At 61.4% G+C, this 26,782-nt stretch carries 22 protein-coding genes and 1 tRNA gene; 12 read left to right on the forward strand and 11 right to left on the reverse strand.

Annotated features, from left to right (window positions below; translation table 11 throughout):
* The first annotated feature begins 12 nt into the window (after positions 1–12).
* Together K3166_RS12265 and K3166_RS12270 are read left to right on the forward strand one after the other, a co-directional pair.
* Positions 13–4,701, forward strand: coding sequence for an NAD-glutamate dehydrogenase (locus tag K3166_RS12265; protein WP_221424107.1), 4,689 nt, complete (start codon positions 13–15; stop codon positions 4,699–4,701).
* 65 nt (positions 4,702–4,766) lie between these two features.
* Positions 4,767–5,993, forward strand: a complete 1,227-nt coding sequence (locus K3166_RS12270; protein WP_221422488.1) for an NAD(P)/FAD-dependent oxidoreductase — start codon at positions 4,767–4,769, stop codon at positions 5,991–5,993.
* Here K3166_RS12270 and queG read toward each other — a convergent pair.
* On the reverse strand, positions 5,977–7,011 hold the full coding sequence (gene queG / locus K3166_RS12275) for a tRNA epoxyqueuosine(34) reductase QueG (protein ID WP_221424108.1): 1,035 nt from the start codon (positions 7,009–7,011) through the stop codon (positions 5,977–5,979). The genes K3166_RS12270 and queG overlap by 17 nt on opposite strands.
* 71 nt (positions 7,012–7,082) lie before the next feature.
* On the opposite strand from queG, the gene K3166_RS12280 reads away from it, so the two are divergent.
* The 4 genes from K3166_RS12280 to msrB all read left to right on the forward strand — a co-directional run bounded on the left by K3166_RS12280 (position 7,083) and on the right by msrB (position 11,366).
* A complete protein-coding gene (locus K3166_RS12280; RefSeq protein ID WP_247714647.1) occupies positions 7,083–8,081 on the forward strand; it encodes an ABC transporter ATP-binding protein in 999 nt (332 codons plus the stop codon).
* Positions 8,081–9,298 carry an ABC transporter permease gene (locus tag K3166_RS12285; RefSeq protein WP_221422489.1) on the forward strand — a complete coding sequence of 406 codons (1,218 nt, stop codon included), beginning with the start codon at positions 8,081–8,083 and terminating at the stop codon, positions 9,296–9,298. The genes K3166_RS12280 and K3166_RS12285 overlap by 1 nt, the downstream gene beginning before the upstream one ends.
* Positions 9,299–9,446: 148 nt before the next feature.
* Positions 9,447–10,784 (forward strand): cytochrome P450, encoded by a 1,338-nt coding sequence (locus tag K3166_RS12290; RefSeq protein ID WP_221422490.1) that lies wholly within the window; start codon positions 9,447–9,449, stop codon positions 10,782–10,784.
* Positions 10,785–10,871: 87 nt separating this feature from the next.
* Entirely contained in the window at positions 10,872–11,366 is a 495-nt protein-coding gene (gene msrB, locus K3166_RS12295) for a peptide-methionine (R)-S-oxide reductase MsrB (protein WP_221422491.1), read from the forward strand.
* On the opposite strand, the gene K3166_RS12300 is transcribed toward msrB, so the two are convergent.
* From K3166_RS12300 to K3166_RS12335, 8 genes are all read right to left on the reverse strand, one after another.
* A complete protein-coding gene (locus tag K3166_RS12300; protein ID WP_221422492.1) occupies positions 11,324–13,159 on the reverse strand; it encodes a hypothetical protein in 1,836 nt (611 codons plus the stop codon). The genes msrB and K3166_RS12300 overlap by 43 nt on opposite strands.
* The gene (locus K3166_RS12305) at positions 13,156–13,572 is read right to left on the reverse strand and encodes a GtrA family protein (protein ID WP_221422493.1); all 417 of its coding nucleotides are present in this window, start codon (positions 13,570–13,572) and stop codon (positions 13,156–13,158) included. The genes K3166_RS12300 and K3166_RS12305 overlap by 4 nt, the downstream gene beginning before the upstream one ends.
* Positions 13,573–13,697: 125 nt before the next feature.
* Positions 13,698–14,096: a GtrA family protein gene (locus K3166_RS12310; RefSeq protein WP_221422494.1), complete on the reverse strand. Its 399-nt coding sequence runs from the start codon at positions 14,094–14,096 to the stop codon at positions 13,698–13,700.
* 16 nt (positions 14,097–14,112) lie between these two features.
* Positions 14,113–15,675 (reverse strand): NAD(P)/FAD-dependent oxidoreductase, encoded by a 1,563-nt coding sequence (locus K3166_RS12315; protein WP_221422495.1) that lies wholly within the window; start codon positions 15,673–15,675, stop codon positions 14,113–14,115.
* Positions 15,676–15,769: 94 nt separating this feature from the next.
* Positions 15,770–16,399 (reverse strand): PilZ domain-containing protein, encoded by a 630-nt coding sequence (locus K3166_RS12320; protein WP_221422496.1) that lies wholly within the window; start codon positions 16,397–16,399, stop codon positions 15,770–15,772.
* A gap of 166 nt (positions 16,400–16,565) precedes the next feature.
* A tRNA-Leu gene (locus K3166_RS12325) sits at positions 16,566–16,650 on the reverse strand.
* A gap of 73 nt (positions 16,651–16,723) precedes the next feature.
* Entirely contained in the window at positions 16,724–17,005 is a 282-nt protein-coding gene (locus K3166_RS12330) for an integration host factor subunit beta (RefSeq protein ID WP_221422497.1), read from the reverse strand.
* Between the two features lie 159 nt (positions 17,006–17,164).
* Positions 17,165–17,506 carry a GntR family transcriptional regulator gene (locus K3166_RS12335; RefSeq protein ID WP_221422498.1) on the reverse strand — a complete coding sequence of 114 codons (342 nt, stop codon included), beginning with the start codon at positions 17,504–17,506 and terminating at the stop codon, positions 17,165–17,167.
* A 203-nt stretch (positions 17,507–17,709) separates the two neighbouring features.
* On the opposite strand from K3166_RS12335, the gene K3166_RS12340 reads away from it, so the two are divergent.
* The 5 genes from K3166_RS12340 (at position 17,710) to K3166_RS12360 (ending at position 23,437) form a co-directional block, all read left to right on the forward strand.
* On the forward strand, positions 17,710–19,347 hold the full coding sequence (locus K3166_RS12340; protein WP_221422499.1) for a peptide MFS transporter: 1,638 nt from the start codon (positions 17,710–17,712) through the stop codon (positions 19,345–19,347).
* A 103-nt stretch (positions 19,348–19,450) separates the two neighbouring features.
* Complete coding sequence (locus K3166_RS12345) at positions 19,451–20,821, forward strand: amidohydrolase (protein WP_221422500.1); 1,371 nt, start codon at positions 19,451–19,453, stop codon at positions 20,819–20,821.
* Positions 20,818–22,197, forward strand: a complete 1,380-nt coding sequence (locus tag K3166_RS12350; RefSeq protein ID WP_221422501.1) for an amidohydrolase family protein — start codon at positions 20,818–20,820, stop codon at positions 22,195–22,197. Before K3166_RS12345 ends, K3166_RS12350 begins: the two co-directional genes overlap by 4 nt.
* A gap of 2 nt (positions 22,198–22,199) precedes the next feature.
* Positions 22,200–22,703 carry an FKBP-type peptidyl-prolyl cis-trans isomerase gene (locus tag K3166_RS12355; RefSeq protein WP_221424110.1) on the forward strand — a complete coding sequence of 168 codons (504 nt, stop codon included), beginning with the start codon at positions 22,200–22,202 and terminating at the stop codon, positions 22,701–22,703.
* A 56-nt stretch (positions 22,704–22,759) separates the two neighbouring features.
* Complete coding sequence (locus K3166_RS12360; RefSeq protein WP_221422502.1) at positions 22,760–23,437, forward strand: NnrU family protein; 678 nt, start codon at positions 22,760–22,762, stop codon at positions 23,435–23,437.
* Between the two features lies 1 nt (position 23,438).
* On the opposite strand, the gene K3166_RS12365 is transcribed toward K3166_RS12360, so the two are convergent.
* Positions 23,439–24,236, reverse strand: a complete 798-nt coding sequence (locus tag K3166_RS12365) for a crotonase/enoyl-CoA hydratase family protein (protein ID WP_221422503.1) — start codon at positions 24,234–24,236, stop codon at positions 23,439–23,441.
* A gap of 198 nt (positions 24,237–24,434) precedes the next feature.
* Between K3166_RS12365 and K3166_RS12370 the strand changes: the two genes are divergently transcribed.
* Positions 24,435–24,788 (forward strand): UrcA family protein, encoded by a 354-nt coding sequence (locus K3166_RS12370; protein WP_221422504.1) that lies wholly within the window; start codon positions 24,435–24,437, stop codon positions 24,786–24,788.
* 65 nt (positions 24,789–24,853) lie between these two features.
* Here K3166_RS12370 and dxs read toward each other — a convergent pair whose 3' ends face one another.
* Positions 24,854–26,776, reverse strand: coding sequence for a 1-deoxy-D-xylulose-5-phosphate synthase (gene dxs / locus K3166_RS12375; protein WP_221422505.1), 1,923 nt, complete (start codon positions 26,774–26,776; stop codon positions 24,854–24,856).
* Between the last annotated feature and the right edge of the window lie 6 nt (positions 26,777–26,782).

The following is a 26,782-nucleotide window of genomic DNA, read 5'->3' on the forward strand; positions in this document are numbered from 1 at the left end:
CGAGAGACGTTCATGGGTTCGAGCAGCAGCAAGTCCATCAAAACCCACGCAAAAGCGCTGGCGCAGCATATGCGCGATTCGCTACTGCCGGGCGATACTCCCTTCGACGAGCATTATCTCGAAGAGGCCGCCAGCTTTCTTGCGGAAACCGCTGTTCAGCGCCGTCTTGGTGAACCGGCGATCGCGATCGAATCGATCAGCGACGACCGCCGCTATACCCGCATCGCGATCATCAATGACGATATGCCCTTCCTCGTGGATTCGACCGCAGCAGCAGTGGCAGCGATGGGGCTTGCCATCGACCGGCTGATCCACCCTGTCGTCCCGGTCGAGCGCAGCGCAGATGGCGCGCTCAAGGAAATCCGCGAAGGCGAACCGGACGAAGCGTTCTGGGAATCGATGATCTATCTCGAGGCACCGCGCGTCGATGCCAAGCGCCGCCAGGCGATCGAGGAAACACTGCGCGAGACACTTGTCGATGTGCGGGCCGCCGTATGCGATTGGCCCAAGCTGCAAGAAGCAATGGCCGCCGACATCAAGCGAATTGATGACGAAGAGGGCGCGGCCCTGCTCGAATGGCTCAATTCCGGAATGCTGACGCAGCTCGGCCATGTCGTTCGCAACAAGGATGGTTCGCAACAGGATCAGCAGGGTATCTGCCGGACCTCGTCGAGCGAGTTGCTGGTCGACGCCAGTTACGACCGCGCTTTCGCCTGGTTCGAGGGCAAGGGCGAGGCGCGCACACCGCTGATCATCAAGGCCAACCATGTCTCGCGCGTGCATCGCCACGTCCCGCTCGACCTGTTCATCGTGCCGCTGCGCGATGGTAAAAAGGTCACTGCGTTGTCAGTTCATGCCGGCGTCTGGACCAGCGCCGCGCTTGCTTCGCCCCCGCGCAGCGTTCCGATCTTGCGCACCCGTCTCGACAGTATTCGCGACAATCTGAAATTCGACGAAACCGGCCATGCGGGCAAGGCGCTGGTGCATGCATTGACCGCGCTACCCCATGACCTCGTGATCGGGTTCTCGGAATCCGACACGGCGCGCGTTTCGACCACGATGATGAGCCTGGTCGACCGCCCGCGCCCGCGCCTGGCATTGGTCGAAGCCCCGCTGGCCCGCCACCTGTTCGCCTTCGTCTGGCTTCCGCGCGACATGCTGTCCACGCAGGTCCGCATGCAAATCGTTTCGCTGCTGGAAGACAGCGCCAAGGCAAAGCTGCTCGACTGGAGCCTCGAGGTCGAAGGCGGCAATCTCGCCATGTTGCGGTTCGTGCTCGACATTCGTGAAGGCGCGCAGTCTCCTGATGAAGAAGCGCTCGAACAGCAATTGCAGACACTGCTGCGCGGCTGGGGCGAGGCGGTCGAGAACGAACTGCTGTCGTTTGAGGAAAAAGGCCGCGCCGCTGCGCTTGCCATGCGCTTCGCCGATGCCTTCCCCCCCGCCTACCGCGCCCGCTTCGGCCCCCGCGAAGCCGCTGAAGACATTGCCAGCCTGCGCGCGCTCGGCATTCATTCCGACAACGAAGAAGAAGCACCGCACCGCGGCGCGCGGCTTTACCTGTGCGAGCGCGACAACGAACGATGCCTGCGCCTCAAACTGTATCAGGCAGAAGGCAGCCTGCCACTGTCCGATGCGGTCCCCGCACTCGAAAACTTCGGCTTTCACGTCCGCTCCGAAATGCCCACCGTATTGGAAGAGGGGCGCCTCGGCACGATCCATGACTTTGCGCTGCAGCTTGCGCCGGGGATCGATGCAGAAGACCTGGTCGAACGCTCTGCCGGAATCGAAACGGCAATCAGCGCGGTCCTTAATGGTCACGCCGAGAATGACGTATTCAACCGGCTCGTGGTCGAAGCGGGCCTCGATGCGAGCGAAACCGATTGGCTGCGCGCTTTCTACCGCTACCTGCGGCAGGTTGGCATGGGTTTCACGATCTATACCGTCGTCGATGCGCTGGCCAAGTCGGCCGAAATTACCCGCGCACTGATCGACCTGTTCACCGCTCGTCACGACCCCGAATTCGGCAATGGCCGCGATGAGGCGGTGAACAATGCGCGTGAGACCATCCGGCGCGCATTGTCGCGGGTCAAGGCGATCAACGACGACCGCCTGCTGCGCCTGTACAACTCGCTGATCGACGCCATCCTGCGCACCAATGTGTTCGCTCCGGCGGCAAACGAGGCGCTGGCGTTCAAGATTGACAGTTCGCTGGTGCCCGGCCTGCCGAAGCCCGTGCCATGGCGCGAAATCTTCGTGTATTCGCGGCGCGTCGAAGGCATCCATTTGCGCTCCGGTCCGGTCGCTCGCGGCGGCCTGCGCTGGTCCGACCGACGAGACGACTTCCGCACCGAAATCCTCGGCCTGATGAAAGCGCAGCGCGTGAAGAACGCGGTGATCGTTCCTGCCGGTGCGAAGGGCGGCTTTTATCCCAAGCAGTTGCCCGACCCGTCGATCGATCGCGATGCATGGGCTGCCGAAGGGCAGGAAAGCTACGAAGTCTTCATTCGCACCCTGCTTTCGGTCACCGACAACATCGTGGATGACAAGGTTGTGCATCCTGAAGGTGTCGTGATCACAGATGGCGACGATCCCTATTTCGTGGTCGCCGCCGACAAGGGCACGGCGCGCTTTTCCGACGTGGCCAATGCCATTGCCGAAGACCGCGATTTCTGGCTCGACGATGCGTTCGCGTCCGGCGGCTCGAAGGGCTACGACCACAAGGCGATGGGGATCACCGCCAAGGGCGGCTGGGTCAGTGTCCAGCGCCACTTCCTCGAGATGGGCGTCGACGTCCAGACCGATCCCATCGAGGTGGTCGGCTGCGGCGATATGTCGGGCGATGTCTTCGGCAACGGGATGCTGCTGTCGAAAGCGATCGAGCTGGTCGCAGCATTCGACCACCGGCACATCTTCCTCGATCCCAACCCCGATCCGGCCAAGAGCTGGAAAGAGCGCAAGCGTCTGTTCGATCTGCCGCGGTCAAGCTGGGCGGACTACGATGAAGACCTGATCTCACGCGGCGGCGGGGTGTTCGCCCGCGATGCCAAGACGATCAAGCTGTCTAAAACGATGCAGGGCGTGCTCGGCATCGATCAGGACGACATCGAGCCCGAAGCGCTGATCTCCGCGATCATGAAGGCGCCGGTCGACCTGATCTGGTTCGGCGGCATCGGTACCTACATCAAGGCCAGCAGCGAGAATAACGTCCAGGTCGGCGACCCTTCGAACGATGTTCTGCGCGTCGACGGAAACGAACTGCGCGCCAAGGTCATCGGCGAAGGCGCCAATCTTGGAGTGACACAGGCGGGCCGGATCGAGTTCGCCCTGAACGGTGGGCGCTGCAACACCGACTTCATCGACAATTCGGCAGGGGTCGATTGCTCAGATAACGAAGTCAACATCAAGATCGCGCTGGCTGCTGCCAAGCGCGCAGGACGCTTGTCCGAGCCCAAGCGTGTCGAGTTGCTGGAATCCATGACCGACGAGGTTTCGGACCTCGTCCTGGAAGACAATCGCCTGCAGGCGCTGGCACTGTCGATTGCGAAGATCGGCGGCGCCCGGGCAATGGCCTCGCAATTGCACCTGATCGATACGCTCGAAGACAGCGGAGATCTCGATCGCCGGACCGAAGGGCTGGCTGATAACCAGACCCTGCAGCGCCGCGCTGCCGACGGGACCGGGCTTACCCGGCCTGAACTCGCCGTACTGTTGTCGACCACCAAGCTGGTGCTGCAGGACGCGATCGAGAACAGCGACCTGCCCGATGATCCAATCCTGGAAGACCTGCTGATCCGCAGCTTCCCCGAACCGATGCGCGGAAAATTCCGCAGCCAGATCGAGAACCACCGCCTGCGGCGCGAGATTATCGCGACAAAGCTGGCCAATGCGATGGTCAACCGGCTCGGCATTATCCATCCGTTCGAATTGGCCGAAGAAGAGGGCGTCCAACTCTCCGAGGTTGCCAGTGCATTCGTTGCCGTTGCGCACCTGTTCGATTTGCGCACCTTCTGGGCCGAGCTTGAAACGGCCAAGATGGAAGAATCCGCCCGGCTTCTGTTGTTCGACCGTCTCGCGGCGGCGAGCGCCAACCTGATGTCCGACGTGCTGCGCACCGGCGCCGGGCGGGTCCAACCCTCCAAGATGGTCGAAGAGCTTGGCACGAACGTGGAATTGCTGGTCGAGTCGACCGACCGTTTGCTCGGCAACGAACTGAAATCGCAGTCGCACCGCCTGCATCAGACCTTCACCGATGCCGGGGCACCCGATGCCATGGCATCGCGCATCACCCATGTGTTCGACCTGGACGGTTCGGTCGGCCTTGCCAAGCTGGCTGCCGATACCGAAATCGATCCGGAGCCGCTGACCAAGGGCTTCTCGGACCTCGGCGCTAGCCTGGGCATTGACTGGGCTCAGGGCACTGCCGCCGTGATGAACCCGTCGGACGTGTGGGAACGCCTCCTGGTTTCGGGCATCGCCCGCGATTTCCAGCAGATGCGGCTCGAACTGCTTCGCCGGCTGTCCCGGCGCAAAGGGGCGAAGGAAGATATGCCCGCAGTGGTGGCAGCATGGGAAGCTGATCACGCTACGGCCGTGCGGCAATTCCGTTCGATGGTGGACCGCGCCCAGTCACAGACACCGGTTGCTCCGGCTATGCTCGCCCAGATTGCCAGCATGGCCCGCAATCTGCTGGCGCGCTGAGCAAGGCGTTGATGGCTGCGCGATTTGCTTGACCAAACCGCCGTTTAACGCCAGCCCTGCACCCCATGGACCATTACGACATCGTAATTGTTGGGACAGGCCACGGGGGCGCGCAGGCGGCCATCGCACTGCGTCAGGCCGGGCATGAGGACAGCATCCTCATGGTCAGCCGCGACCGTAATCCGCCCTACGAACGCCCGCCCTTGTCGAAGGATTATCTCGCGGGAGAAAAGCCGTTCGAGAAGATCCTTATCCGACCGGAGAAGTTCTGGACGGACCGCGGCATTACGTTGCGACTTGGTGCAAATGCGAACGAGGTTGATCCGCAGACCCACACTATCTCGCTGTCGGACGGCACCAGGGTCACTTATCGCAAGCTCATCTGGGCCGCCGGGGGCGATGCGCGCCGCTTGTCCTGCCCCGGCGCTGACCTTGCCGGAGTGCATACGATACGCGGACGCCGCGATACCGATGCCTTGAAGGAGGACATCGGATCCGGCGGGAAGCGCGCGGTCATCGTTGGCGCAGGCTATATCGGCCTTGAAGCTGCGGCCGTGCTGCGCAAGTTGGACTGTCAGGTTACCGTTGTCGAAATGCTCGACCGTGTGCTGAAGCGGGTTGCGGGCGAAGAGCTTTCAGATTTCTACGCTGCCGAACACCGCGCGCACGGTGTCGACCTGCGGCTCAAAACCGGTGTTGAACGCATCGAAGGCGACGGCGAGCGTGTGACCGGCGTGACGCTGAGCAGCGGCGAAACGATCGCATGCGACGTCGTCATTGCAGGCATCGGCATCGTGCCTTCGGTCGGCCCCCTGATCGCGGCAGGTGCGGCAGGCAGCAACGGCGTCGATGTCGACACATTCGGGCGCACTTCGCTCGACGATATCTATGCGATCGGCGACTGCGCGGCGCATGCGAACCCCTATGCCGACAATGCAGTCATCCGGCTGGAGTCGGTGCAGAATGCCAATGACATGGCGACCGTCGCAGCCAAGGCGATCATGGGCGACAAGCAGGATTACGACGCCGTGCCGTGGTTCTGGTCGAATCAGTACGATTTGCGCCTCCAGACCGTCGGCATTTCAGCCGGTCATGATGCCTGCGTCCTGCGCGGCGATCCGGCGGACCGGAAATTCAGCCTCATCTACCTGAAGGAAGGCTGCGTGATCGCGCTGGATTGCGTCAACAACACCCGCGATTACGCGCAAGGACGCAAGCTGGTGGAAGCACGGGCAGAAATTGCTCCGGACCTGCTGGCGGACACCGAAACCCCGCTCAAAGAGATGCTCTGAGCCGCTCCAGCGCCCACGACGCGGCCTCGGCGACAACCGGATCGGTGTCTGCTGTCAGCGCTTCGACCTGGCCCAGCAATGCAGCGTTTCCGCTATTGCCAGCCGCATACAGGCAGTTGCGAACGAACCGGTCCCGCCCGATCCGCTTGATCGGAGATCCCGAGAAGAACTGGCGGAAACCGGCATCGTCGAATTCAAGAAACTCGCCCAGCTGCGGCGCGATCAGGCTTGCGCGCGGGGCCAGTTTCATATGCCGGTGCGCAGTGTCGGCAAACTTGTTCCACGGGCAGACCGCAAGGCAATCGTCACAGCCATAAATCCGGTTGCCCAGCGCCTCGCGAAATTCCTCCGGGATCGGACCTTTGTGTTCGATCGTGAGATAGGAAATGCAGCGGCCCGCATCGAGGCGATAAGGCTGCGGGAAAGCATCGGTCGGGCACGCGTCCTGACACGCCCGGCATGATCCGCAGCGATCCTGTGAGGGCACATCGGGAGCAAATTCGAGGGTCGAATAGATCGCGCCGAGGAACAGCCAGCTCCCATGTTCACGGCTGACCAGATTGGTATGCTTGCCTTGCCAGCCGATGCCAGCGGCTTCGCCAAGCGGCTTTTCCATGACCGGCGCCGTATCCACAAACACCTTGAGCTGGCTTTCCGGCTCGCGCGCGATCATCCAGCGGGCCAGTGCTTTCAGGGCCTTTTTCACGACATCATGGTAATCGCGGCCTTGCGCATAGACGGACACGCGGGCCTTTTCCGGATCGCCTTCCAGGGCCAGCGGATCGACGTCTGGCGCATAGCTCATGCCCAGTGCAATCACGCTCCTGGCTTCGGGCCACAATCCTTGCGGCGAAGCGCGCTGCTGCTTTCGGGCTTCCATCCATTCCATCGAGGCATGGCGCCCCTCGCCAAGCCATTCTTCCAGGCGAGCGGTGCGCGAAGGCTCCTCGGCCGCAGTGGTAAAGCCGCACGCTGCAAAGCCAAGCGCCCGCGCTTCGTCGCGCAATTCGCGTTGCAACGCCGCCAATGAGGATTCCTTAACCAAACTTACTGTTGCTCCCGTTCACTTGACGCGGTTAACGCTGGGATATGCTTACCGAGCCAGACGCCATGCCGCGACCCCTGACAGGGACTTCGCCCCCACTTGCGATCGAGGCTCATGGCCTCGTCAAGCGGTTCGACGATACACTTGCGGTGGACGGGGTCGATATTTCTGTGCCCGAGGGCGCGATCTACGGGATCCTGGGTCCCAACGGTGCGGGCAAGACGACGACCTTGCGGATGCTGCTTGGCATTATCGACCCCGACGAAGGGGTGCGCCGGATTTTCGGCCACGATCGTCCGCACGAAATCGCCCGGCTGATCGGATATCTTCCCGAAGAACGCGGACTTTATCCGGCGATGAAGTGCGATGAGGCCATTGGTTTCATGGGCGCGCTGCGCGGTCTGCCGATGGACGAAGGACGCAGGCGGGGCCGCGAATTGCTCGAGAACCACGGACTTGGCCATGCGGTCGACCGGCAGATCCGCCAACTCTCCAAGGGTATGGCGCAGACGGTCCAGCTTCTCGGCACGCTGGTTCACAAGCCGAAACTGGTCGTGCTTGATGAGCCGTTCAGCGGGCTGGACGCGATCAACCAGGGCAAACTCGAAGTCATGATCCGCGACCTTGCTAACGCCGGGACCACGGTGATCTTCTCCACCCACGTCATACATCACGCCGAACGCCTGTGCGACGATGTTGCGATCATTGCGGGCGGCCGTGTGCCCTACGCCGGATCGGTAGATGTCGCGCGGGACCGCATTCCGGCCCAGGTGCGGCTCGAAACAGCCAATGGTGACGGTGACTGGCGCAGCGCTTTGCCCGCCGATGCCGGACACGACAAGAAAACGCATGGCGGCCATTTCTGGACATTCCCGGTCCCCGATAGCGGGATCGAAGTCTTGCTGAAGCGGCTTATCGATGGCGGAGCGGGCATCCTCTCGCTGTCTATCGAACGCGCAGGCTTGCACGATGCGTTTGTTGAAATTGCAGGCGAGGCCGCGGCGCGTGCGCTGGACGAAGATGCTGCCGGGGAGACCGTGTGATGGACAATGCAAGCCGTTTGCCGCTCTGGCGTGCAGCCCTCGTCATTGCACGGCGCGATTTTACCGCGATTCTGTTTTCCAAGGCGTTCCTGTTCTTCCTGCTCGGCCCGATCTTCTTCGGCGCAATCAGCATCGGGGCGGGCGCATTAGGTGCGAAAGCCGCCGATAGTGCTGATCCGCCAAGGCTCGCGGTCGCCTTGAGCGAAGTGGAAAGTGCTGCGTTTGCCGATGCGCATTCACGCCTCGATGACGCCGTCCGGCTTCCCGCAATCGCGATCATCACTGCTGACGAACCGCGCGAACCCGACGTGTTGCTGGCAGATACCTCGCGCAATTTCGGCGCTGTACTTTCTGGTTCGCTGGCGCAGCCGAAGCTCAGCGGCACCCAGGAACGCCTTGAAAGCTGGCAGGGCGAAGTCGCGTTGCTGGCATCGCAGGCAGCTGGCGGAGACGTGAGCGACTTACCCGAAATCTCGCTCCAGCCGACCGCGACCAGCGTGGCGACTACGCGCAGCGTGCAGACTGCGACGGCGACGGGCGCGATCACATTGCTGTTCCTGCTCACCATGCTGCTGGCCGGGATGGTGCTGTCCAATCTGGTCGAGGAAAAGGCGAACAAGATTATCGAGATACTTGCGGCTGCCATTCCTATGGAAGCGGTGTTCTACGGCAAGCTTTTCGCCATGCTCGGAGTGAGCTTTGTCGGTATTGCCGTATGGGGCGGGATCGCAGGAATAATCCTGTCGCTGGGCAGTGCCGCGATGGGTCCGATCCCTGTACCGGCGGTTGGCTGGCCCTTGTTCGTGGCGCTGTTCGTGACCTATTTCGCGATGGCTTACCTGCTGATCGGGGCGGTATTCCTGACCATCGGTTCGATGGCGCCGACGGTGCGCGATGTGCAGACCCTGTCGATGCCTGCGACCATCCTGCAGCTCGCCGTGTTCTTCCTTGCCACCTACGCACTCAGCGATCCGGGTTCCGGGGTCGAGCTGTTTGCCGTGCTGTTCCCGGTCTCGTCACCCTATGCGATGGTCGCCCGTGCCGCACAGTCGCCAGTCTTGTGGACCCACGCCGCCGCGATTGCCTGGCAATTGCTGTGGGTCGCGATCTTTGTGCGCATCGGCTCCAGCATGTTCCGCAAACTCGTCATGAAATCCGGAGCCGGAGGGCGCGCGATCAAGGGCCGGGTTGGCAACTCCAAGTCAGCGAAAGCCTGAACGCAGTCGCTTTGGTCCAATCCGCCGAGGCGCCCAGCACTTAGGTTCGGATTTGCAACGCACTATTGACACAGGTGTCAGTTAGGGCAGGATGTGAGCGAGAGGAAGGCGGCTCCGCGCAAGAGTCGCCCGCTGCAAGGAGAGAAACATGGCAACTGCCGCTGTAACCCGCCCGGAATGCCGGACTTCGCCCACCGCCTATGGGGCGTTAACGCAGCATTTTGCCGAACATCCCGAAGAGCGGCCTGAACACCCTCATAAGTGGGACGTCAGTCGTAGCGATATCTACGCCAATAACACCTGGCACCCGATCTTCCGCGAGATGCGCGAAGCAGGGCCGCTGCACTACATCCCCGAAAGTCCGTTCGGCCCCTATTGGGCGGTCGTCCAGCACAAGGCGATCCAGCACATTGAGGCGCTGCCCGAGATTTTCTCGTCCAGCTGGGAACATGGCGGCATCACCATCCTCAACCGGCTGAGCGAAGAAGAGCTGGCCGAAACCGGCGTGGATCGGCGCGAACTGCCCATGTTCATCGCGATGGACCGCCCGCAGCACACCGGCCAGCGCCGCACGGTCGCACCCAAGTTCACTCCAAGCGGCATGGCCGAAATGGAAGTCGAAATCCGGCAGCGCACTGGCGAGCTGCTGGATAGCCTGCCGCGCGGCGAAGTCTTCGATTGGGTCGATAAGGTGTCGATCGAACTGACCACCGGCATGCTGGCAATCCTGTTCGGCTTCCCCTGGGAAGACCGCCGCCTGCTTACATTCTGGTCCGACTGGGCCGGCGACACCGAACTCGCCACCGTCCGCGCACTAGACGAGCAGCGCTGGGGCTTCCTCCACGAAATGGCGGCCTATTTCCAGTCGCTCTGGGTGGAACGTACGCACGACAAGGAACCGGGTGACGATCTCATTTCGATGATGATCCATTCGGAAGCGATGAACCAGATGCGCCCGGAAGAATTCATGGGCAATCTGGTGCTGCTGATCGTTGGCGGCAACGACACGACCCGCAATACGATGAGCGGAATCATCCATTCGTTCGACAAGTTCCCCGACCAGCGCAAGCTGTTCGAACAGGACCCGTCGCTGATCCCGAACGCGGTGCAGGAATGCCTCCGCATGCAGACCCCGCTGGCGCATATGCGCCGCACCTGCACCGAAGATACCGAAGTGTTCGGTCAGCAGATCAAGAAGGGCGACAAGGTCGTCTTGTGGTATCTCTCGGCCAATCGCGACGAGCAGGTCTTTGAGGACCCGGACAAGCTCGACATCACGCGCGAGAACGCCCGCCGCCATATCGCTTTCGGCTACGGCATTCATCGCTGTGTCGGCGCCCGTCTTGCCGAATTGCAGCTGCGCGTACTGCTGGAAGAAATGCACAAGCGCCGGATGCGGGTGCACGTGGCCGGTGATGTGGAGCGTGTGCGGGCAAACTTCGTCCACGGGTTCCGCAAGATGGAAGTAGAAATCACCGAGTTCTGATTTACGCCGGACCGTAACTTTTTGGCGGTTCCAAGCGTAAGTTCAGGTGCGGCCGTCCATAACCGCGCCATGATTCGGAATGACGACATGATAGACAAACCATCGCGCCGCAGCTTTCTCGGCTGGGCAGGCGCATCCGCCAGTTTCGTGGCCCTGACCGCCTGCGGCTCAGGACCGGCAGAGGCGAAGAGCTACCCCATATCGCTATCCGAAGCGCAGTGGCGCGAGAAATTGTCCAAGAGCGAGTTCTACGTGCTGAGGCAGGCAGGGACCGAACGCCCCTATTCCTCTCCGCTCGACAAGGAAAAGCGCGCCGGGACCTTCGTTTGCGCCGGATGCGGGAACGCTCTCTACAGTTCCAAGACCAAGTTCGATTCGCGCACTGGCTGGCCCAGTTTCTGGGCGCCGATCGACAAGGGCGCAGTGGGCACCAGCACGGACTACAAGATCGGATACCCTCGCACCGAAGTGCACTGCGCCGATTGCGGCGGCCATCTGGGGCATATCTTCAACGATGGTCCGCGCCCTACCGGCAAGCGTCATTGCATCAATGGTGCCGCGATGGACTTTCGCCCCGCCTGATCCCGGCGCACGCGCCAGACCTTGAAAGCTTCCGGCGTACCAAGATCAACCTCTTCGAGCCATTCGGGCGGATTATCCGCGAGGAGTCTTGCAGCGAAGCTGCCCTCGCCGCCCGCTTTAGCAAGAACATGCGGCTCGGCAATTTCAGTGCAAATCGCGACATAACCAGCCCCGTGACGGTCGATGATCGCGAGCGCCTCTGCCGGTGTTCCGATAAACCCTGCGATGGTGTCGCGGATGGCGAGATTGGCCCGGTGATGCCCTGTCGCGACGACCGAATGCGGAGTATTGAGCAGCACGAACGGGCCGACATCCAGAAGTGCGAAAAAGGTCGCTGGCTTAAGCGAGTTGAGCCCCATCGTGCTTCGCGCCAGATCGCAGGACGAATCGCGCACCGGGACGAGCACCTTTCCGTCCGAAGACTGTCCCACACGCTCACTTCCTCCGCCCAGCAAGCCAAGTGCTGCGCCTGCAACACTTCCCGGCATGATAACGACATAGAGGAGGATGGGCGCCACGATCTTGTGCGCAAGCGTCTCCCCTTCGCGCAGGAGCTGTAAAGCACGACTGGCCAACCAGGCGGTGGGAATGGCGCCGATGACCGCTACGAAGTAGAGCGAGCGAAAAGTTGCGGCGGCAGCCAGACACGCGATCACGATGAGTACCGTGTACTCGGCCCACCATTGCCTCAGCCAATCGCGTTGGCGCAGCATGATGGCGATAGAACCGATGCAGGCAATCAGCATGTGAAGGCCAGCGGGAATGTAATCCGTGGGAGCCAGCCTCCAGATCGGCATGCCTTCCTTCACATTGGAGTACCAGAATTTGTGCACCAGGGGATCGAGCACGCCGAAAGGTGCCGTGAAGCACTGAGGCGCGGAAAGTGCGATAAATCCGGCACCAATGGCCCCCGTCAGGATGAAGAGCGCGCCCAAGGTAATCAGGGGTAACCGCTGCCGCGATGCGATCACGCTGGTACCAAGAGCGGCAATCACGAAAAAACCGATATGCGGCAGAGTGACAGCATCACAATATGTAGACAGCGCCGAGCCGCTTTTTGTCAGGACGAAAACCACCGCAAGGGTCATCGCCAGTGCCTGCATGTAAGCGGTAAGCCACACGCGATCGCGGTGATCCAGCGCCCAGCGGATCGCCAGGACGATGCCGAACCCTGCGACAAGCGGCAGGAGTTCGAGGGAGATCATGGTACCCAGGCCCATTGCCGTACCTGCGACCGCGCCGCCGCGGATAGGCTGGCGCCACGAGATCGCCCACAGGGCCACGGCGACGCTCAGGATCTGCCAGGCATGATGGTCAATCCTGAGCGGCTGCATCTGGACGAGAAAGCCGGACCATAGCGCCAGCACAATCGCCGAAAAAATCGCTGTCTGGCGATCGGCAAGGCGCCAGGCCAGCCGCGCGACAATCTGCATGACGGCAAGCAGGATCAGCGGAGGCAGGATCAGCGCGGCGACCCATTCCGCCTGTTCCATGCCCAAGAAGGGTTCAAGCGCCAGAATCAACAGGGCGAGCGGTATATCGACCAGTCTGGACCAGTGCATCATCACGCCTTCGGGCGGATTGATGCGATACTGGTGGAGGTCGAACCAGCCTTGGCCCCCAATTAGATCCCGCACCTGGATAAGGCGCAAGACGTCGTCTGGATCCGGAAAGCGTCGCTCTGCAATCAGCGACCAGGCAAGCGCGGAAATAAACAGCGTCGCGCCGGCCCACACCAGCAGGACTGCAAAGCCCGGCCGAGGGTCATCCCGCAGTCGCCGGTCCGTATTCACGGGCGCTCTGCCGGACTGAAAACGATGACCTTGCGCAAGAGATAGGTCACTGCAAAGCTCACCGCGACAGCTGCTACTTTGGCGATGCGCGGGTCCAGGCCGGCATAATCGCCGCCGCCCACGATTAACGTGGTCAGGCCGAGGCCAATCAGCGCAGATACCACGAACAGAAGCTTCTGCTTGCTCCGGGCAGTGCCGCGCTCGGCAACGCTATCATGGAAGACGGTGCGGCTGGACAGCAGCCAATGCACGATGATGCCGAGGGAATAACCGGTTGCCGCCGCGGCGAAAGATGCAACACCGATCGAGAGCAGGAGCAGAAAACTGCCCAGGTCGACGGCCAATGCACCCACACTCGCCAGAATGTAGCGAACGAGGCGAACATCTCGCAACCGGGTCAGGAAATCGCGCAAACTTACTCTCTCACAAGACTTACCGCGCACGCGCAGCTCAATTCAGCATGCACCTTGGCAAAACATGGTAAACAAACTGCAAAGGACAGCGATCGAGGCGTGAGGCACCGGGTGACGAAAAGTGCTTATGTCCGGCGGAAAACCACCAACAGGCGGACCAACCAGACGCACAGGAAGCTGAGTGCCATCGCCGCCAGCTTGCCCAGACGCGGATCGATACCTGCCGCCTGCGTTGTCGATATCACGCCAGCAGTAATGCCGAGGCCAAGCGCGGCAGATGCGGCAAACAGCACCTGCTGCCCGCCCCGCGCAAGGCCAGGACCGGCGAGGCGGTCAGCAAAAACGAAGCGGCTCGAAATGAACCAGTGCAGGATCATGCCAAGCAGATATCCGCTGATACCGGCGGCGACCGGGGCCGCTCCGGCAGCCAGCAGGATCAGAAAACTTCCAAGGTCGACCACGGTGCCCGATGCACTGGCCACCATGTAACGCGCGAGCCGCCAGTGAAGAAGTTTGCCGATCAAGCCTGACACGATGCGCTCAAGCGGATTTTCTCACCCGTTCGGGCACGTCGCGGACCGATGCGAGCGCGGCAGCCTGGTCTTGGGTGACGCTGCGGCTTGGCAGAACCTTTTCGGCACCTTCATCGCCCGCTTCGTGATATTCGGCATCCTCGTTTACGCACCAGGTGTCGTAGATTCGCTCGCCGGCAAGGATGTTCTCTACCGTCAGCATCGCGGTCATCATCGCGTGATCCTGATTGTTATAGCGGTGCATGCCGTTACGCCCGACGAGGTGCAGGGTCGGATGCTTTTCTTCCAGCTCGGCGCGCATCGTTTCGACGTTTGCGGCATAATCGCCATCATACACGGGGTAGGCTTTTTCCTGCCGGACCACCGCGCCGCCGAACACATCCTGCGGATCGCAGAGGCCCAGAATGTTCATTTCCTTCTTGGCGAGTTCGATCAGATCGTCATCAGCCATCGACCACAGGCCATCGCCTTCGAAACAGAAATATTCGAGGCCGACACAGGCCACATCTTCGTCCGGCACCATTTCAGGCGACCACGAACGGAAATTCTGCACGCGGCCGACCTTCACCTTGCTGTCGTGGATGTAGATCCAGTTGTCCGGAAAAAGATCGTCCGAACGGATCTTGAGCGCCACGGTCAGGAAGTCGCGGTATTTGAGATCGCTCGCTTGGATGGTGCTTTCAGGTAGCGGATGCATGCGCCTGGCAAGCTCGCGCATCGGGGCCGAACTGATCGCATGGTCTGCCTCAATGATGATGTCGCCTTGCGGTCCCTTGGCGCTCATCCGCCAGCCGGTCTTGCCGTCGCTGGCCAGCTGCGAAAGGGCATGGCCCATGAACAACTGCCCGCGGCCGCTGGCGAGCACCTTGTCGCGAGCTGCATCCCACATCATGCCGGGACCAAGTCGCGGATAGCGGAATGTTTCGAGCAGTGTCTTGGTGGCCATGCCATCGTTAGGGCGCTTGTTAAGTCCCAGACTACGCTTGAGCCCGTCGATCACAGCGCTCCACAGCGAGAGGCCTTTGATGCGCTGCGCTGCCCAATCTGCGCTCATCTCGTCGCAAGGCATGCCCCACACCTTCTCGGTATAGGTTTTGAAGAAGATGGAATAGAGACGCTTGCCGAACTGGTTCGTGGTCCAGTCCTCGAAGCTTTTGACTTCCTTGATCGGGAACAGCTTGTAGCGAAGATAGGACAGCATGCACGCCGTCGAGCGCAGGATGCCGAGGTTGGACAACGCCTCGAAAGCGCGCAGCGGGTAGCTGTAGAATTTGCCCTCGTAGTAGATGCGGCTCATGCGCGGGCGCTGGATGAAATCGTCTTCGCCGAGGATCTCGTTCCACATGTCGACGACCTGCGCGCTCTTCGAGAAGAAACGATGTCCGCCAATGTCGAAACGATAGCCTTCATGTTCGACCGTGCGGCTGATCCCGCCAACGTAGGTCGGGTCTTTCTCGAGGATGGCCACGGACTTGCCTTGCTTTGTTAGCAGGTAGGCCGCCGTGAGGCCGGCAGGGCCCGCACCGATGATGGCAACATCGACTTTGAGCGGCTGATTGGTCGTAGTCATGAATTCCCCCGGCTGTCTTCAAAGCCGGGAGTGAATGAAAATGGTTAGCGTAAGGTTAAACCGCCCGCGTTCGCAGGGCCGGCTTGGCCTAACGCTAACTACCTTCCAGCATCATGGGGCATTGCACAGCGGCAGCCATGATTGCGAATTCACGCAGCGAAAAGGTGTTCTCGAAGACGAGGCCGTAATTCGAATCTCGGCGCCAGCGGACCTTTGCCCTGGTTTCGGGGAAGGCCGGTCCCGAGACGGTGACCGATTGATCGACAGCAAACACGCTATCGCATTCCACGCGTGCGCCCTGCTGCGAGATGTTGAGCGTTACCGCTTCAGCACTCTGGGTCAGGGTAGACAGGGTGAGCGGAATGGTCAGGTTGAGCCTGAGCTGGCGCTTGGGATAATTCCAGGTCTCGTGGATCAGGCGCTCGACCGCCACCGGTTTTTCAAACCGGTAGCTTCCTTCGTTGTCGCCCGCGCGGGTCTGCCTGATCTCGTATCGCTCTGCGTTTTGCAGTTCGAGCGCCAAGGTCGGATCTGTCGGCAGGGCATGAAATGTCCTGAGCGAAATTCCGGTCGATGATACGTCCCTGACGACGCACAGGAATTCGCCCTGTCCGCATATCAGCTTGGCCGATCTGATGAGCGAGGTGTACCGCGGCGCACCGCGCTGTTCGCTGTTGACGTAGGCAGACTGGGCCTCGGACCCCATACCTGACGAATAATCCATGTCCCAATTGTCTCCCAAGAATCCGGCTTTTGCTGACCGGTTGAAGTCTTGGCTTAGCGCCCCTTTGAGCGCCTCTATTAGGCAGCTAGGTATTAACACCTGTATAAAGGTGTTTCACCAGCAGTAACGGCGGCCCCAATCGGGGGATATTCGCCGGTCTCGAAAATGGTACGGGTGGCGGGACTCGAACCCGCACGAGCAAAGCTCAGGGGATTTTAAGTCCCCGGCGTCTACCATTCCGCCACACCCGCCTGTCAGGGACGCGTGCCTAGAGTGAAGCGGCGCTGCCCGCAATCTTGAACGTTGGGAAAGTAGCGCGCGACCTTAGTGCTGGTTGAGCTTGTCGCGCATATCCTTGCCAGGCTTGAAATACGGCACACGCTTGGCCGGCACATCGACGACTTCGCCGGTGCGCGGATTGCGTCCCTGGCGTGCCTGACGCTCCCGAGTCGAAAAAGCACCGAATCCGCGCAGTTCAACCCGGCCGCCATCGGAAAGCCTCTGGGCCAGTTCCTCGAAGAAGATATCGACCACCTGTTCGACCTCTTCGGGGCGCAGATCGGGGTTGTCTTCCGCAATCGCGGCAAGAAGTTCGGATCGGATCATATTCAGGCTCCCTCGATCGCGCTGTTCCGCACGATCCCTGTTGGTTGGCGTGACCCATGCCGCACTCAAGCTCCCCCTGCGGCAAGATTTAACTTTGCCAGAAGCTCTTTAAGATAGCAATTGTTAATGTCGCCCGCGACTTACGTGGCGAATAGGGGTTCAAGCGCCAGCCAGAAGCTCTTCCGGCTCGATGCCGAGACGTTTCATCCGCGAGGTGATTTCGGGCCATTCTTCTTTCAGGAAAGCCGCGCGTTCACGCTTGCGCAGCGTTTCTGCGGCGCCGCGCGCGACATACATGCCCACTCCGCGCTGCACCTCGACCAGCCCATCGGCCTGAAACTGCTGGTAAGCCTTGGCAACCGTGAGTGGGTTTGCGCCCTGTTCGGCAGCGAGCGCCCGAACCGAGGGGAGCATCTGCTCCTCGCGGTAGCGTCCGTCGATGATGGCCGCCGCGATCATGTCGCGCAGCTTGAGATAGACGGGTTTGCTTTGGTTGCTCATGGCCGTGTCCCGATTTTCCGAATAGTGCATCAGTGCCATAATACAGCGCGGCGCGCAAGGTTCCCGCAAAACCCGCATTCATTGCATGGCAAGCTGGTCACTGTTGTAACTAAGGCTTCACATTGGCGCGCGGGCCGCTAGGGTGCGCGCTTTCTACGGCCCGAGAGAACGGCCGAAATGTTGATTACGGGGATCGATTTCACATGAAAGAATTCGCACTTTGGGCAGAGGCGGACTGGATCGCTGCTATCGCAGCTACCGTGCTCGGGTTGTTTCTCGTCGGCGGTGCCTACGCGGTCACACGCAAGGAGCCGGAATTTGGCGGTCACCCCAAGGGTCTTTACATGCTCTTCTTCGCCGAAATGTGGGAGCGCTTTTCCTATTACGGCATGCGCGCGCTGCTGATTTTCTACCTGACGCAGCACTGGTTGTTCAACAACACAGCATCAAACGTTATTTACGGCGCCTATATCAGCCTCGTCTACATTACGCCGGTCCTTGGCGGGTGGCTTGCGGATAGGTACATCGGCCAGCGCAAAGCGGTGCTGTTCGGCGCGATCCTGCTGACCTTCGGGCACTTCCTGATGGCGTTCGAAGGCACCGGCGGTCAGAACGATCCGACGATCAACGTCTTCTGGTTGGCGCTCGCGTTTATCATTGTCGGTTCCGGCTTCCTGAAAGCCAACATTTCGGTGCTTGTCGGCCAGCTTTATCCCCGCACCGATGTGCGCCGCGATGGCGCTTACACCATCTTCTACATGGGCATTAACGTCGGGGCAGCGGTTGGCGCGATCCTCGCTGGCTATCTCGGCTTTACGCTGGGTTGGGAGTACGGCTTCGGCGCAGCTGGCATAGGCATGCTGCTCGGCCTCGTTGTCTTCGTAGTCGGCAAGCCACTACTTCTGGGCAAGGGGGAACCGGCACAGCCGCTGGCGAAAAACACGGAATTGCTCGTGTACGGCATTGGTATCGTTGGCGTAGCGGTGATGTGGGTGCTGATCCAGTACCAGTCGCTTGTTGGCGGTATCATGCTAATTGCCGGTGCGCTGTTGCTCGGTTATGTGCTGATCGAGGCGTTCAAACTCGAAAAGCACCCGCGCGAACGCATCTTTGCTGCCCTTTTCCTGATAGCCTTGCAGCCCTTGTTCTGGGGCCTTTTCGAACAGGGTGGCGGCTCGCTCAACCTGTTCACCAACGAGTTCATCGACCTGCAAGGCGTTCCTGCCCCAATTTTTCAATCGATCAACCCGATCTACATCATCCTGCTCGCACCGCTCTTTGCAGGCTTGTGGACCTGGCTCGGTCGGAAGGGCCTTGAACCGTCCACGCCTGCAAAATTTGGCCTTGGCCTCGTTCAGCTCGGATTTGGTTTTCTCGTGCTGGTCTGGGGTGCGGCAACCGTAGGTATTGATGCGAAGATACCTGTGATCTTCCTATTCGGCATTTACCTTTTCCATACCACAGGTGAACTTTGCCTCAGTCCTGTCGGCCTGTCGGCTATGAATCGCCTTTCGCCTAAACACCTTGCGAGCTTGATCATGGGCGCATGGTTCTTTGCGACCGCAGGCGGCGGGTTTGTCGCTGGGGTCATCGGTGCAGCGACCGGCGGCGAAGATGGAGACATGACGCGCGAAGCTGCTCTCGACGTCTACTGGACCATCGGCCTCGTTTCCATCGTCGTCGGCATCATCGTGGTGCTGATCGCGCGGTTCGTCGCAAAGTATATGCACCTCGACACTCTAGCTGACGACAATGTCGGCGACGACCTCGAAGGTCAGGGCGAATTCCCCGGCGAACCGCAGGCCGCCGGCATCCACCCGACCACCCGCAACGAGGGCTGATCGGTCAATCCAAGTGTAACGAAGAGGGGCGCGGAGCAATCTGCGCCCCTTTTCTTTGGATTGCGTATTTGCATTGAGGCCGGTTGACGGCATGAAGAGAGCTATGAACACAACCATCAAGACAATCGCCGCCAGCGCGCTGGCCATCACGCTGGCCGCCTGTACGACAACCGGAACCGCGGACAAGCAGAGCGCCAGCGCAGCTCAGGCTACGAGCGACACGCCCTTTCCCTCAACCTACAAGCCATATCCAGGCGCACCGACCGCACTGGTCGGCGCGACCATTTTCGATGGCAAGGGCGGGCGGATTGATAACGGCACCGTGTTCTTCAGCGGCGGCAAGATCGTCTCGATCGGCGGCCCCGACACTCCGGTGCCGGCAGATATCGCGGTCTTTGACGGCACGGGCAAATTCGTGACTCCAGGCGTCATCGACATCCACTCGCACCTTGGCGACTACCCGACCCCATCGGTTCAGGCGCATTCGGACGGCAACGAAGCGACCAGTCCGACCACGCCCGAAGTCTGGGCCGAGCATTCCGTCTGGCCGCAAGATCCGGGCTTCTCCCGCGCGCTCGCCAATGGCGGCGTTACTAGCCTCCAGATTCTTCCCGGTTCCGCGAACCTTATGGGCGGACGCTCTGCAACGCTCAAGAACGTGCCAGCTCGCACAGTTCAAGGGATGAAGTTTCCCGGCGCGCCTTATGGCTTCAAGATGGCCTGCGGCGAGAACCCCAAGCGCGTTTACGGCGGCCGCAATCGCATGCCTTCCACCCGCATGGGCAACTTCGCAGTCAATCGCCAGACCTGGCTCGATGCCAAGGCCTATGACGGCAAGAAACGCGATCTGGCCAAGGAAACGCTAAAGGGCGTTCTTGACGGCGAAATCCTCGTCCACAACCATTGTTACCGCGCCGACGAGATGGCCCTCGTGATGGATATGGCGGACGAGATGGGGTACAAGGTCAGCGCCTTCCACCATGCGGTCGAAGCTTACAAGATCGGCGACCTGCTGCGCGAAAAAGGCGTGTGCAGCGCGATCTGGGCCGATTGGTACGGCTTCAAGATGGAAAGCTATGACGGCATTCTCGAAAACGCCGCGTTCCTTCAACGCGAAGATGCCTGCGTGGTCATCCATTCGGACGACGCAAACGGCATCCAGCGACTCAATCAGGAAGCCGCCAAGGCGCAGGCCGCGGGCCGGCGCGTGGGCATCGAAATCGATGATGCCACCGTCATTGGCTGGTTCACGCTCAACCCGGCAAAGGCGATGGGCATCGACGATATGACAGGCAGCCTGGAACCCGGCAAAATGGCCGATGTCGTGTTGTGGAACGGCGACCCGCTGTCAGTCTATTCGCGGCCCGAGAAGGTGTGGGTCGATGGCGCATTGTTGTTCGATGCGACTGACCGCAAACGCCGCCCGGTTAGCGATTTCGAGCTTGGGCAGCCAGGTGAAGGAGACGTGAAATGAAGCGCGCCCTGACCCTCGCCGCCAGCGCATTGGCGCTGATTTCCGCTCCTGCAACAGCGCAGGATTTCGTGATCGTCAACGCGACGCTCGCCACCGGCGACGGTAGCGAGCCGATCGAAGACGGCGTTGTCATCGTTGACGATGGTGCAGTGACATTCGCCGGACCCCGCTCTGGTGCGTCGTCTTTCGAGGCGGACGAAGTCGTCGACGTGGGCGGTGCATGGGTAACGCCGGGCCTCTTCGCGACCGTTACATCGTTGGGCCTTTGGGATGTCGGAGCGGTGAGCGAATCCAATGACACGCGCGCCAGCGGATCGCCTTTCAGCGCCGCGCTCGACGTTTCGCCGATCGTCAATCCGGCCTCTCAGCATATCCTGATCCACCGCGCCGCGGGCATCACCCGCGCTGCCACGGTCGGATCGGCGTCCGGATCAATCTTTGCCGGACAGGGAGCGATCATCGACCTGGGATCCGATCCCACGGCCGTTACCCGTTCCCGCGCGTTCCAGATGGTGGAACTTGGCGAAGGTGGTGCACGGCTTTCCGGAGGGAGCCGCGCATCGGCGCAGGCATTGTTCCGCAATGCCTTGCTCGAAGCCACCGAATTCGAGCGGGGCGGCACGCTCCGCAGCCCGGGAGGCGGGCGCGGGACGACCATGCAGGGCGATGACATCGGCATCGACAGCCGGATGGCACGCACCAGCAATGATCGTGCATCCGATGTCCTGCTGACCCGCTTCGATGCAGCAGCTCTCGTGCCCGTAGTGCGCGGCGAACAGCCGCTCTACATCGCAGTGGAACGTGCAGCGGACATCCGCAGCGTGCTGGCGCTCAAGAATGAATTCCCGAGGCTCGACATGGTTCTGGTCGGCGTCAGCGAGGGCTGGCTTGTCGCATCTGAGATCGCCGCGGCGGGCGTGCCCGTAATCGCCGATGGACTGGATGACCTGCCGCAAGGCTTCGACCAGCTGGCCAGCACGCAGTCGAACGTCGGCCGCATGGTCAAGGCCGGCGTCAAGGTCGCGATCAATGCTGCCGCGATGGAGAACCCGCGCAATCTCAATCAATACGCCGGCAACCTTGTCGCACTCACACGCATTCCAGGTGCGGATGGGCTCAGCTGGGGGCAGGCATTTGCGGCCATCAGTTCGGTCCCGGCCCAAATCAGCGGGATGCAGGGCCGCGCCGGTATCCTTTCACCCGGGGCAAAGGCTGATGTCGTGATCTGGGACGGCGATCCGCTGGAAGTGGGGTCGGTCCCGACCAGGGTCTTCATCGACGGGGTGGATCAGCCGCTCGACAATCACCAGAGCCGCCTGCGCGAACGCTACCGCGATCTCGACGAAAGCGCCCTGCCCGAGGCGTACGACTGGTGAGCATGCCTGCGGAAATGCGCGGCGCATTGATTGCGCTTGCCGCAGCATTCGCTGCGGTGGGGACCTACACTGCCGTCGCGCAGGATAGCCCGCCCGACTATTCACAGGACATCGCCTGGATGAATGCGCAGCAGGCGTACATTGCCTCGCTGTCGCCCGAGGACGGGTGGCGGTACATGGATGGCGGGCTGCACTGGCGCTATCTCGAATACGCCGGCAGCGATGAAAAGCCTACGCTCGCCGACCGGGTGAAGGTGCACTATGCCGGCACGTTCATCGACGGCGAGACTTTCGATTCCAGTTACGAACGCGGCGAACCGGTGACGTTCCCGCTCGGCCGGTTGGTGAAAGCATGGCAGATGGCGATCCCCGAGATGGGCGTTGGCGATACGATCGAAATCGTCGCCCCTGCCGATCTGGCCTACGGCCCGCTGGGCAAAGGTCCGATCCCGGGCGGCGCGACGCTGGTCTTCAAGGTCGAGCTTCTCGGAATCGAAAAGCAGTAGAATTGCCAACTAGGTTTTGAATTGATACCTACCTTGCACTGTCTTGGGAGGATGAAATGGAAACCGGCCTCGTTTCGCTGATCGCAGCCTCAACGGCATTCGTGGGAACGCACTTCGCCTTGTCCCACCCCTTGCGCGGTCCGCTTGTCCGGATGCTGGGCGAAGGCCGGTTCATGGCGTTCTACAGCGTGGTCGCCGCCGCCTGCATGGTATGGATGTATTTCGCTTTCGGTGCGGCGCAGGCTGGCGGGCTCCCGGGAAGCGGCGAGCTGGGCTGGATCATCGCATCGCTGATCACGCTGCCTGCGCTCGTCCTGTTTCTCGGCTCCTTCAAGAGCAATCCGGCGCTGCCTTCGCCGGGCGCCAAGGAGTTCGCAGCCCATGAGCCGGCCGGCGTATTCACCGTAACCCGTCATCCGATGATGTGGAGCTTTGCGCTTTGGGCTGTGAGCCACATCATCTTGTGGTGGAGTTGGCGGACGAATGTCGTGGCGCTCGCGGTGCTGATCCTCGCACTCGTCGGTGCACGGATGCAGGACCGCAAGAAAGAGACACTGATGGGCGGCGCCTGGCAGGGCTGGGAAGCGCGAACGAGCTTCTGGCCGCGTTGGAGCAGGCTGCCCGGTGCCGGGGCCTTCTTGTGGCTCGCCGCCCTGGGCGCATGGCTGCTGATAACGTGGAGCCACATTCATGCGGGCGGAGTTCCGGCCGGTATCTGGCGGTGGATCGGCTGAGCTAGCTGCCCGTGAAACGTGGCGCGCGTTTTTCCAGCAGCGCGTCGACACCCTCCTCATGGTCGCCGGTAAGATGCATCAAGGCCTGCGCATTGGCCGCCATTTCCAGTGCCGTGTCATAGGAAACGGATCGCCCCTGCCGCATCAGGTTCTTGGCTTGACGTAAGGCATGAGGCGGCATGGCCGCGACCTTTGCTGCGAGGGCGCGTGCCTCTTCCATCAGTGCCTCAGGCTCCACAACGCGGCTGACCAGTCCCCAATCGAGAGCGGTCTGCGCGTCGATGACATCGCCTGTGTAGAACAGCTCGGCCGCCCGGGCTTCGCCGATGATGCGCGGCAGGATCCACGTCCCGCCATCACCCGGAATAATGCCCAGCTTGAGGAAGGTCACACCGAACTTGGCCTTGCTGGACGCAATGCGAATATCGCCGAGGCAGGCAAGGTCGCAGCCCAGCCCGATCGCAGGTCCGTTGACCGCCGCGATCAAGGGCACGCGGATTGCATAGAGCGCGCGCAGGATCTTGTGGATGTTGTTGCGGTATCCGTCGGCGATCTCGGGAGCGGTGCCGCCGAAATTGCCGGTCTTCTCCTTCATCGCCTTAATATCGCCGCCGGCGCTGAAAGCGCGCCCCGCGCCGGTCAGGATGACGCAGCGAATATCCATATCCGCGTTGATCGCATCGCAGGCCGCAGCGAATGCATCGCCGTCACCGGCTGCACCCAGCGGGTTCATGCTGTCGGGCCGGTTCAGCGTGAGGGTTGTGACGTGGTCGGAGGTGTCGGTCTGGAGAAGGCTCATGCCGCGACGCTAGGAGTTCGTGACGCCCTCGTCGAGTAGCCATGCGCCCGCCGCTTTTGATCCCCCGCAAGAGGGTAAGCCCTCACCCCTTCCCACTCGGTACTTTTACGTATGACGGAGCGCCTCGGGGCTGCGCAAACTGGATGTGCGAAATGCCGCAATGGTTGGCCATGGCGGCGACATTGGAAAGGACCGAACATGACCCAACATCGTAACCCGTTAGTGTCCCTGGTGATCGGCGCAGTTGTTCTGGCTTTAGCGAATCCGGCAAGCGCGCAGGACAGCGACATCGTCGTTACGGGCAAGGGCAAGGCACCAGCTGGCGCGGAACTCGTCACGAGAAAGGTGAGCGTTGGAGATCTTGATCTCGCCACGCCAGAAGGTGAGCAGGAAATGGAGCAAAGGGTGGATGCTGCCGTGAAGCAAATCTGCTGGTCCCACCCCAAACCTGCGCGATGGCAGGTCAGGCAAAGGGAGGCCTGCAGCAAATTTGCCTGGGATGGTGCGCGGCCCCAGATGAACAGCCTGCTGGAACGGGCGCGCGGCAACTGACGCCAGCATCCCAGCGCAAGTTTGCAGCACGAGGGCCGGTTTTCCGCCCCCTCATGGCGTGAAAATCAGGCCCGCGCCTCTTCAACGCCGGCGCTGTTGTGACGTAGCGCGCTGAGAACCTTGTCGACGATCTGCGGAGCATTGAGGCCAGCTTCGTCATATTGCTTCATCGGATCGTCATGGTCCTGGAAGACGTCGGGAAGGCGCATGGTGCGAACCTTCAAGCCGCCATCAGTAAGGCCCTCGTCGCTCGCGAAGGTGAGGACATGAGCGCCGAGGCCGCCAATCGCGCCCTCTTCGACCGTCACTACCACTTCGTGGCTACGCATCAGCTTTTCGATCAGATCGGTGTCGAGCGGCTTGGCAAAACGCATATCGGCGACCGTGGTCGAAAGGCCCTTGGCTTCCAGCTGATCGGCAGCCTTCTTCGCTTCTTCGAGGCGTGCGCCCAATGACAGGATCGCAACCTTTGAGCCTTCGCGCACAATGCGGCCCTTGCCGATTTCGAGCTTCTCCAGCTGTTCCGGAATTTCTACGCCGGTGCCGCTTCCGCGCGGATAGCGGAACGCGATCGGGCCATCGTCATATTCGGCAGCCGTGTACGTCATATGGGCCAGCTCCGCCTCGTCGGCGGCGGCCATCACGACCATATTCGGCAAGGTCGCGAGATAGGTGATGTCGAAGCTGCCGGCATGGGTGCAGCCATCCGCGCCCACCAGTCCGGCACGGTCGATGGCAAAGCGTACGGGCAGGTTCTGGATCGCTACATCGTGAACGACCTGGTCATAGGCGCGCTGCAGGAAAGTCGAATAAATCGCTGCGAACGGGCGCATGCCTTCTGCGGCCAGACCGGCAGCGAAAGTAACCCCGTGCTGTTCGGCGATGCCGACATCGAATGCCTTGTCAGGGTGCGCCTTGGCAAATTTGTCGACGCCCGTGCCGCTCGGCATGGCGGCGGTGATGGCGCAAATGCGCGGATCGCTGTCCGCCAGCTTGGCCAGCGTTTCGCCAAAGACGTTCTGATAGGCGGGCGGACCGCCAGAGCTTTTCTTCTGTTCGCCAGTGACGACGTCGAACTTGGCCACACCGTGGTACTTGTCGGCGCTGTTTTCGGCGGGCGCGTAGCCTTTGCCCTTTTGCGTGACGACATGGATCAGGACAGGGCCCTGTTCGCTGTCACGCACGTTTTCCAGCACTGGTATCAGGTGGTCGAGATTGTGGCCGTCGATCGGGCCGACATAATAAAAGCCGAGTTCTTCGAACAGCGTGCCGCCGGTGACCATGCCGCGGGTATATTCCTCGGCCTTTTCCAATCCGCCCCAGACGCGGCGGCCCAGTTTCTTTGCCAGCCTGGACGCCATCGACCGCAGGCCCAGATACTCGCTGCTCGACACCATGCGGGCCAGGTAAGCGGAAAGTCCGCCGACCGGAGGCGCAATCGACATGTCGTTGTCGTTCAGGATCACGACCAGGCGATTTCCAGCCTGTTCGGCGTTGTTCATCGCCTCGTAGGCCATCCCGGCGCTCATCGCGCCGTCGCCGATCACCGCGATGCCGCGGCCCTTGCGGCCCTGCATCTTGTTGGCCATCGCAAAGCCGAGTGCAGCGCTGATCGAAGTCGAGGAATGCGCTGCGCCGAACGGGTCGTATTCGCTTTCGGCACGCTTGGTGAAGCCTGACAAGCCGCCGCCCTGGCGGAGCGTGCGGATACGCTCGCGCCGACCAGTGAGGATCTTGTGTGGATAGCATTGATGCCCGACGTCCCACACCAGCTTGTCTTCAGGCGTGTTGAATACGTAATGGATGGCCGCTGTCAGCTCGACCACACCGAGGCCAGAGCCAAGGTGGCCGCCCGTTGTGCCCACGGCATCGATCATTTCCGCGCGAAGCTCGTCAGAGAGCTGGCGGAGCTGCGATTGCTCAAGCTTGCGAAGGTCAGCCGGAACGTTGACCGTGTCCAGCAGCGGCGTATCGGGGCGCGTCGTCATGCCAGA

The sequence above is a fragment of the Qipengyuania psychrotolerans genome (genome assembly GCF_019711355.1).
Classification (GTDB): domain Bacteria; phylum Pseudomonadota; class Alphaproteobacteria; order Sphingomonadales; family Sphingomonadaceae; genus Qipengyuania; species Qipengyuania psychrotolerans.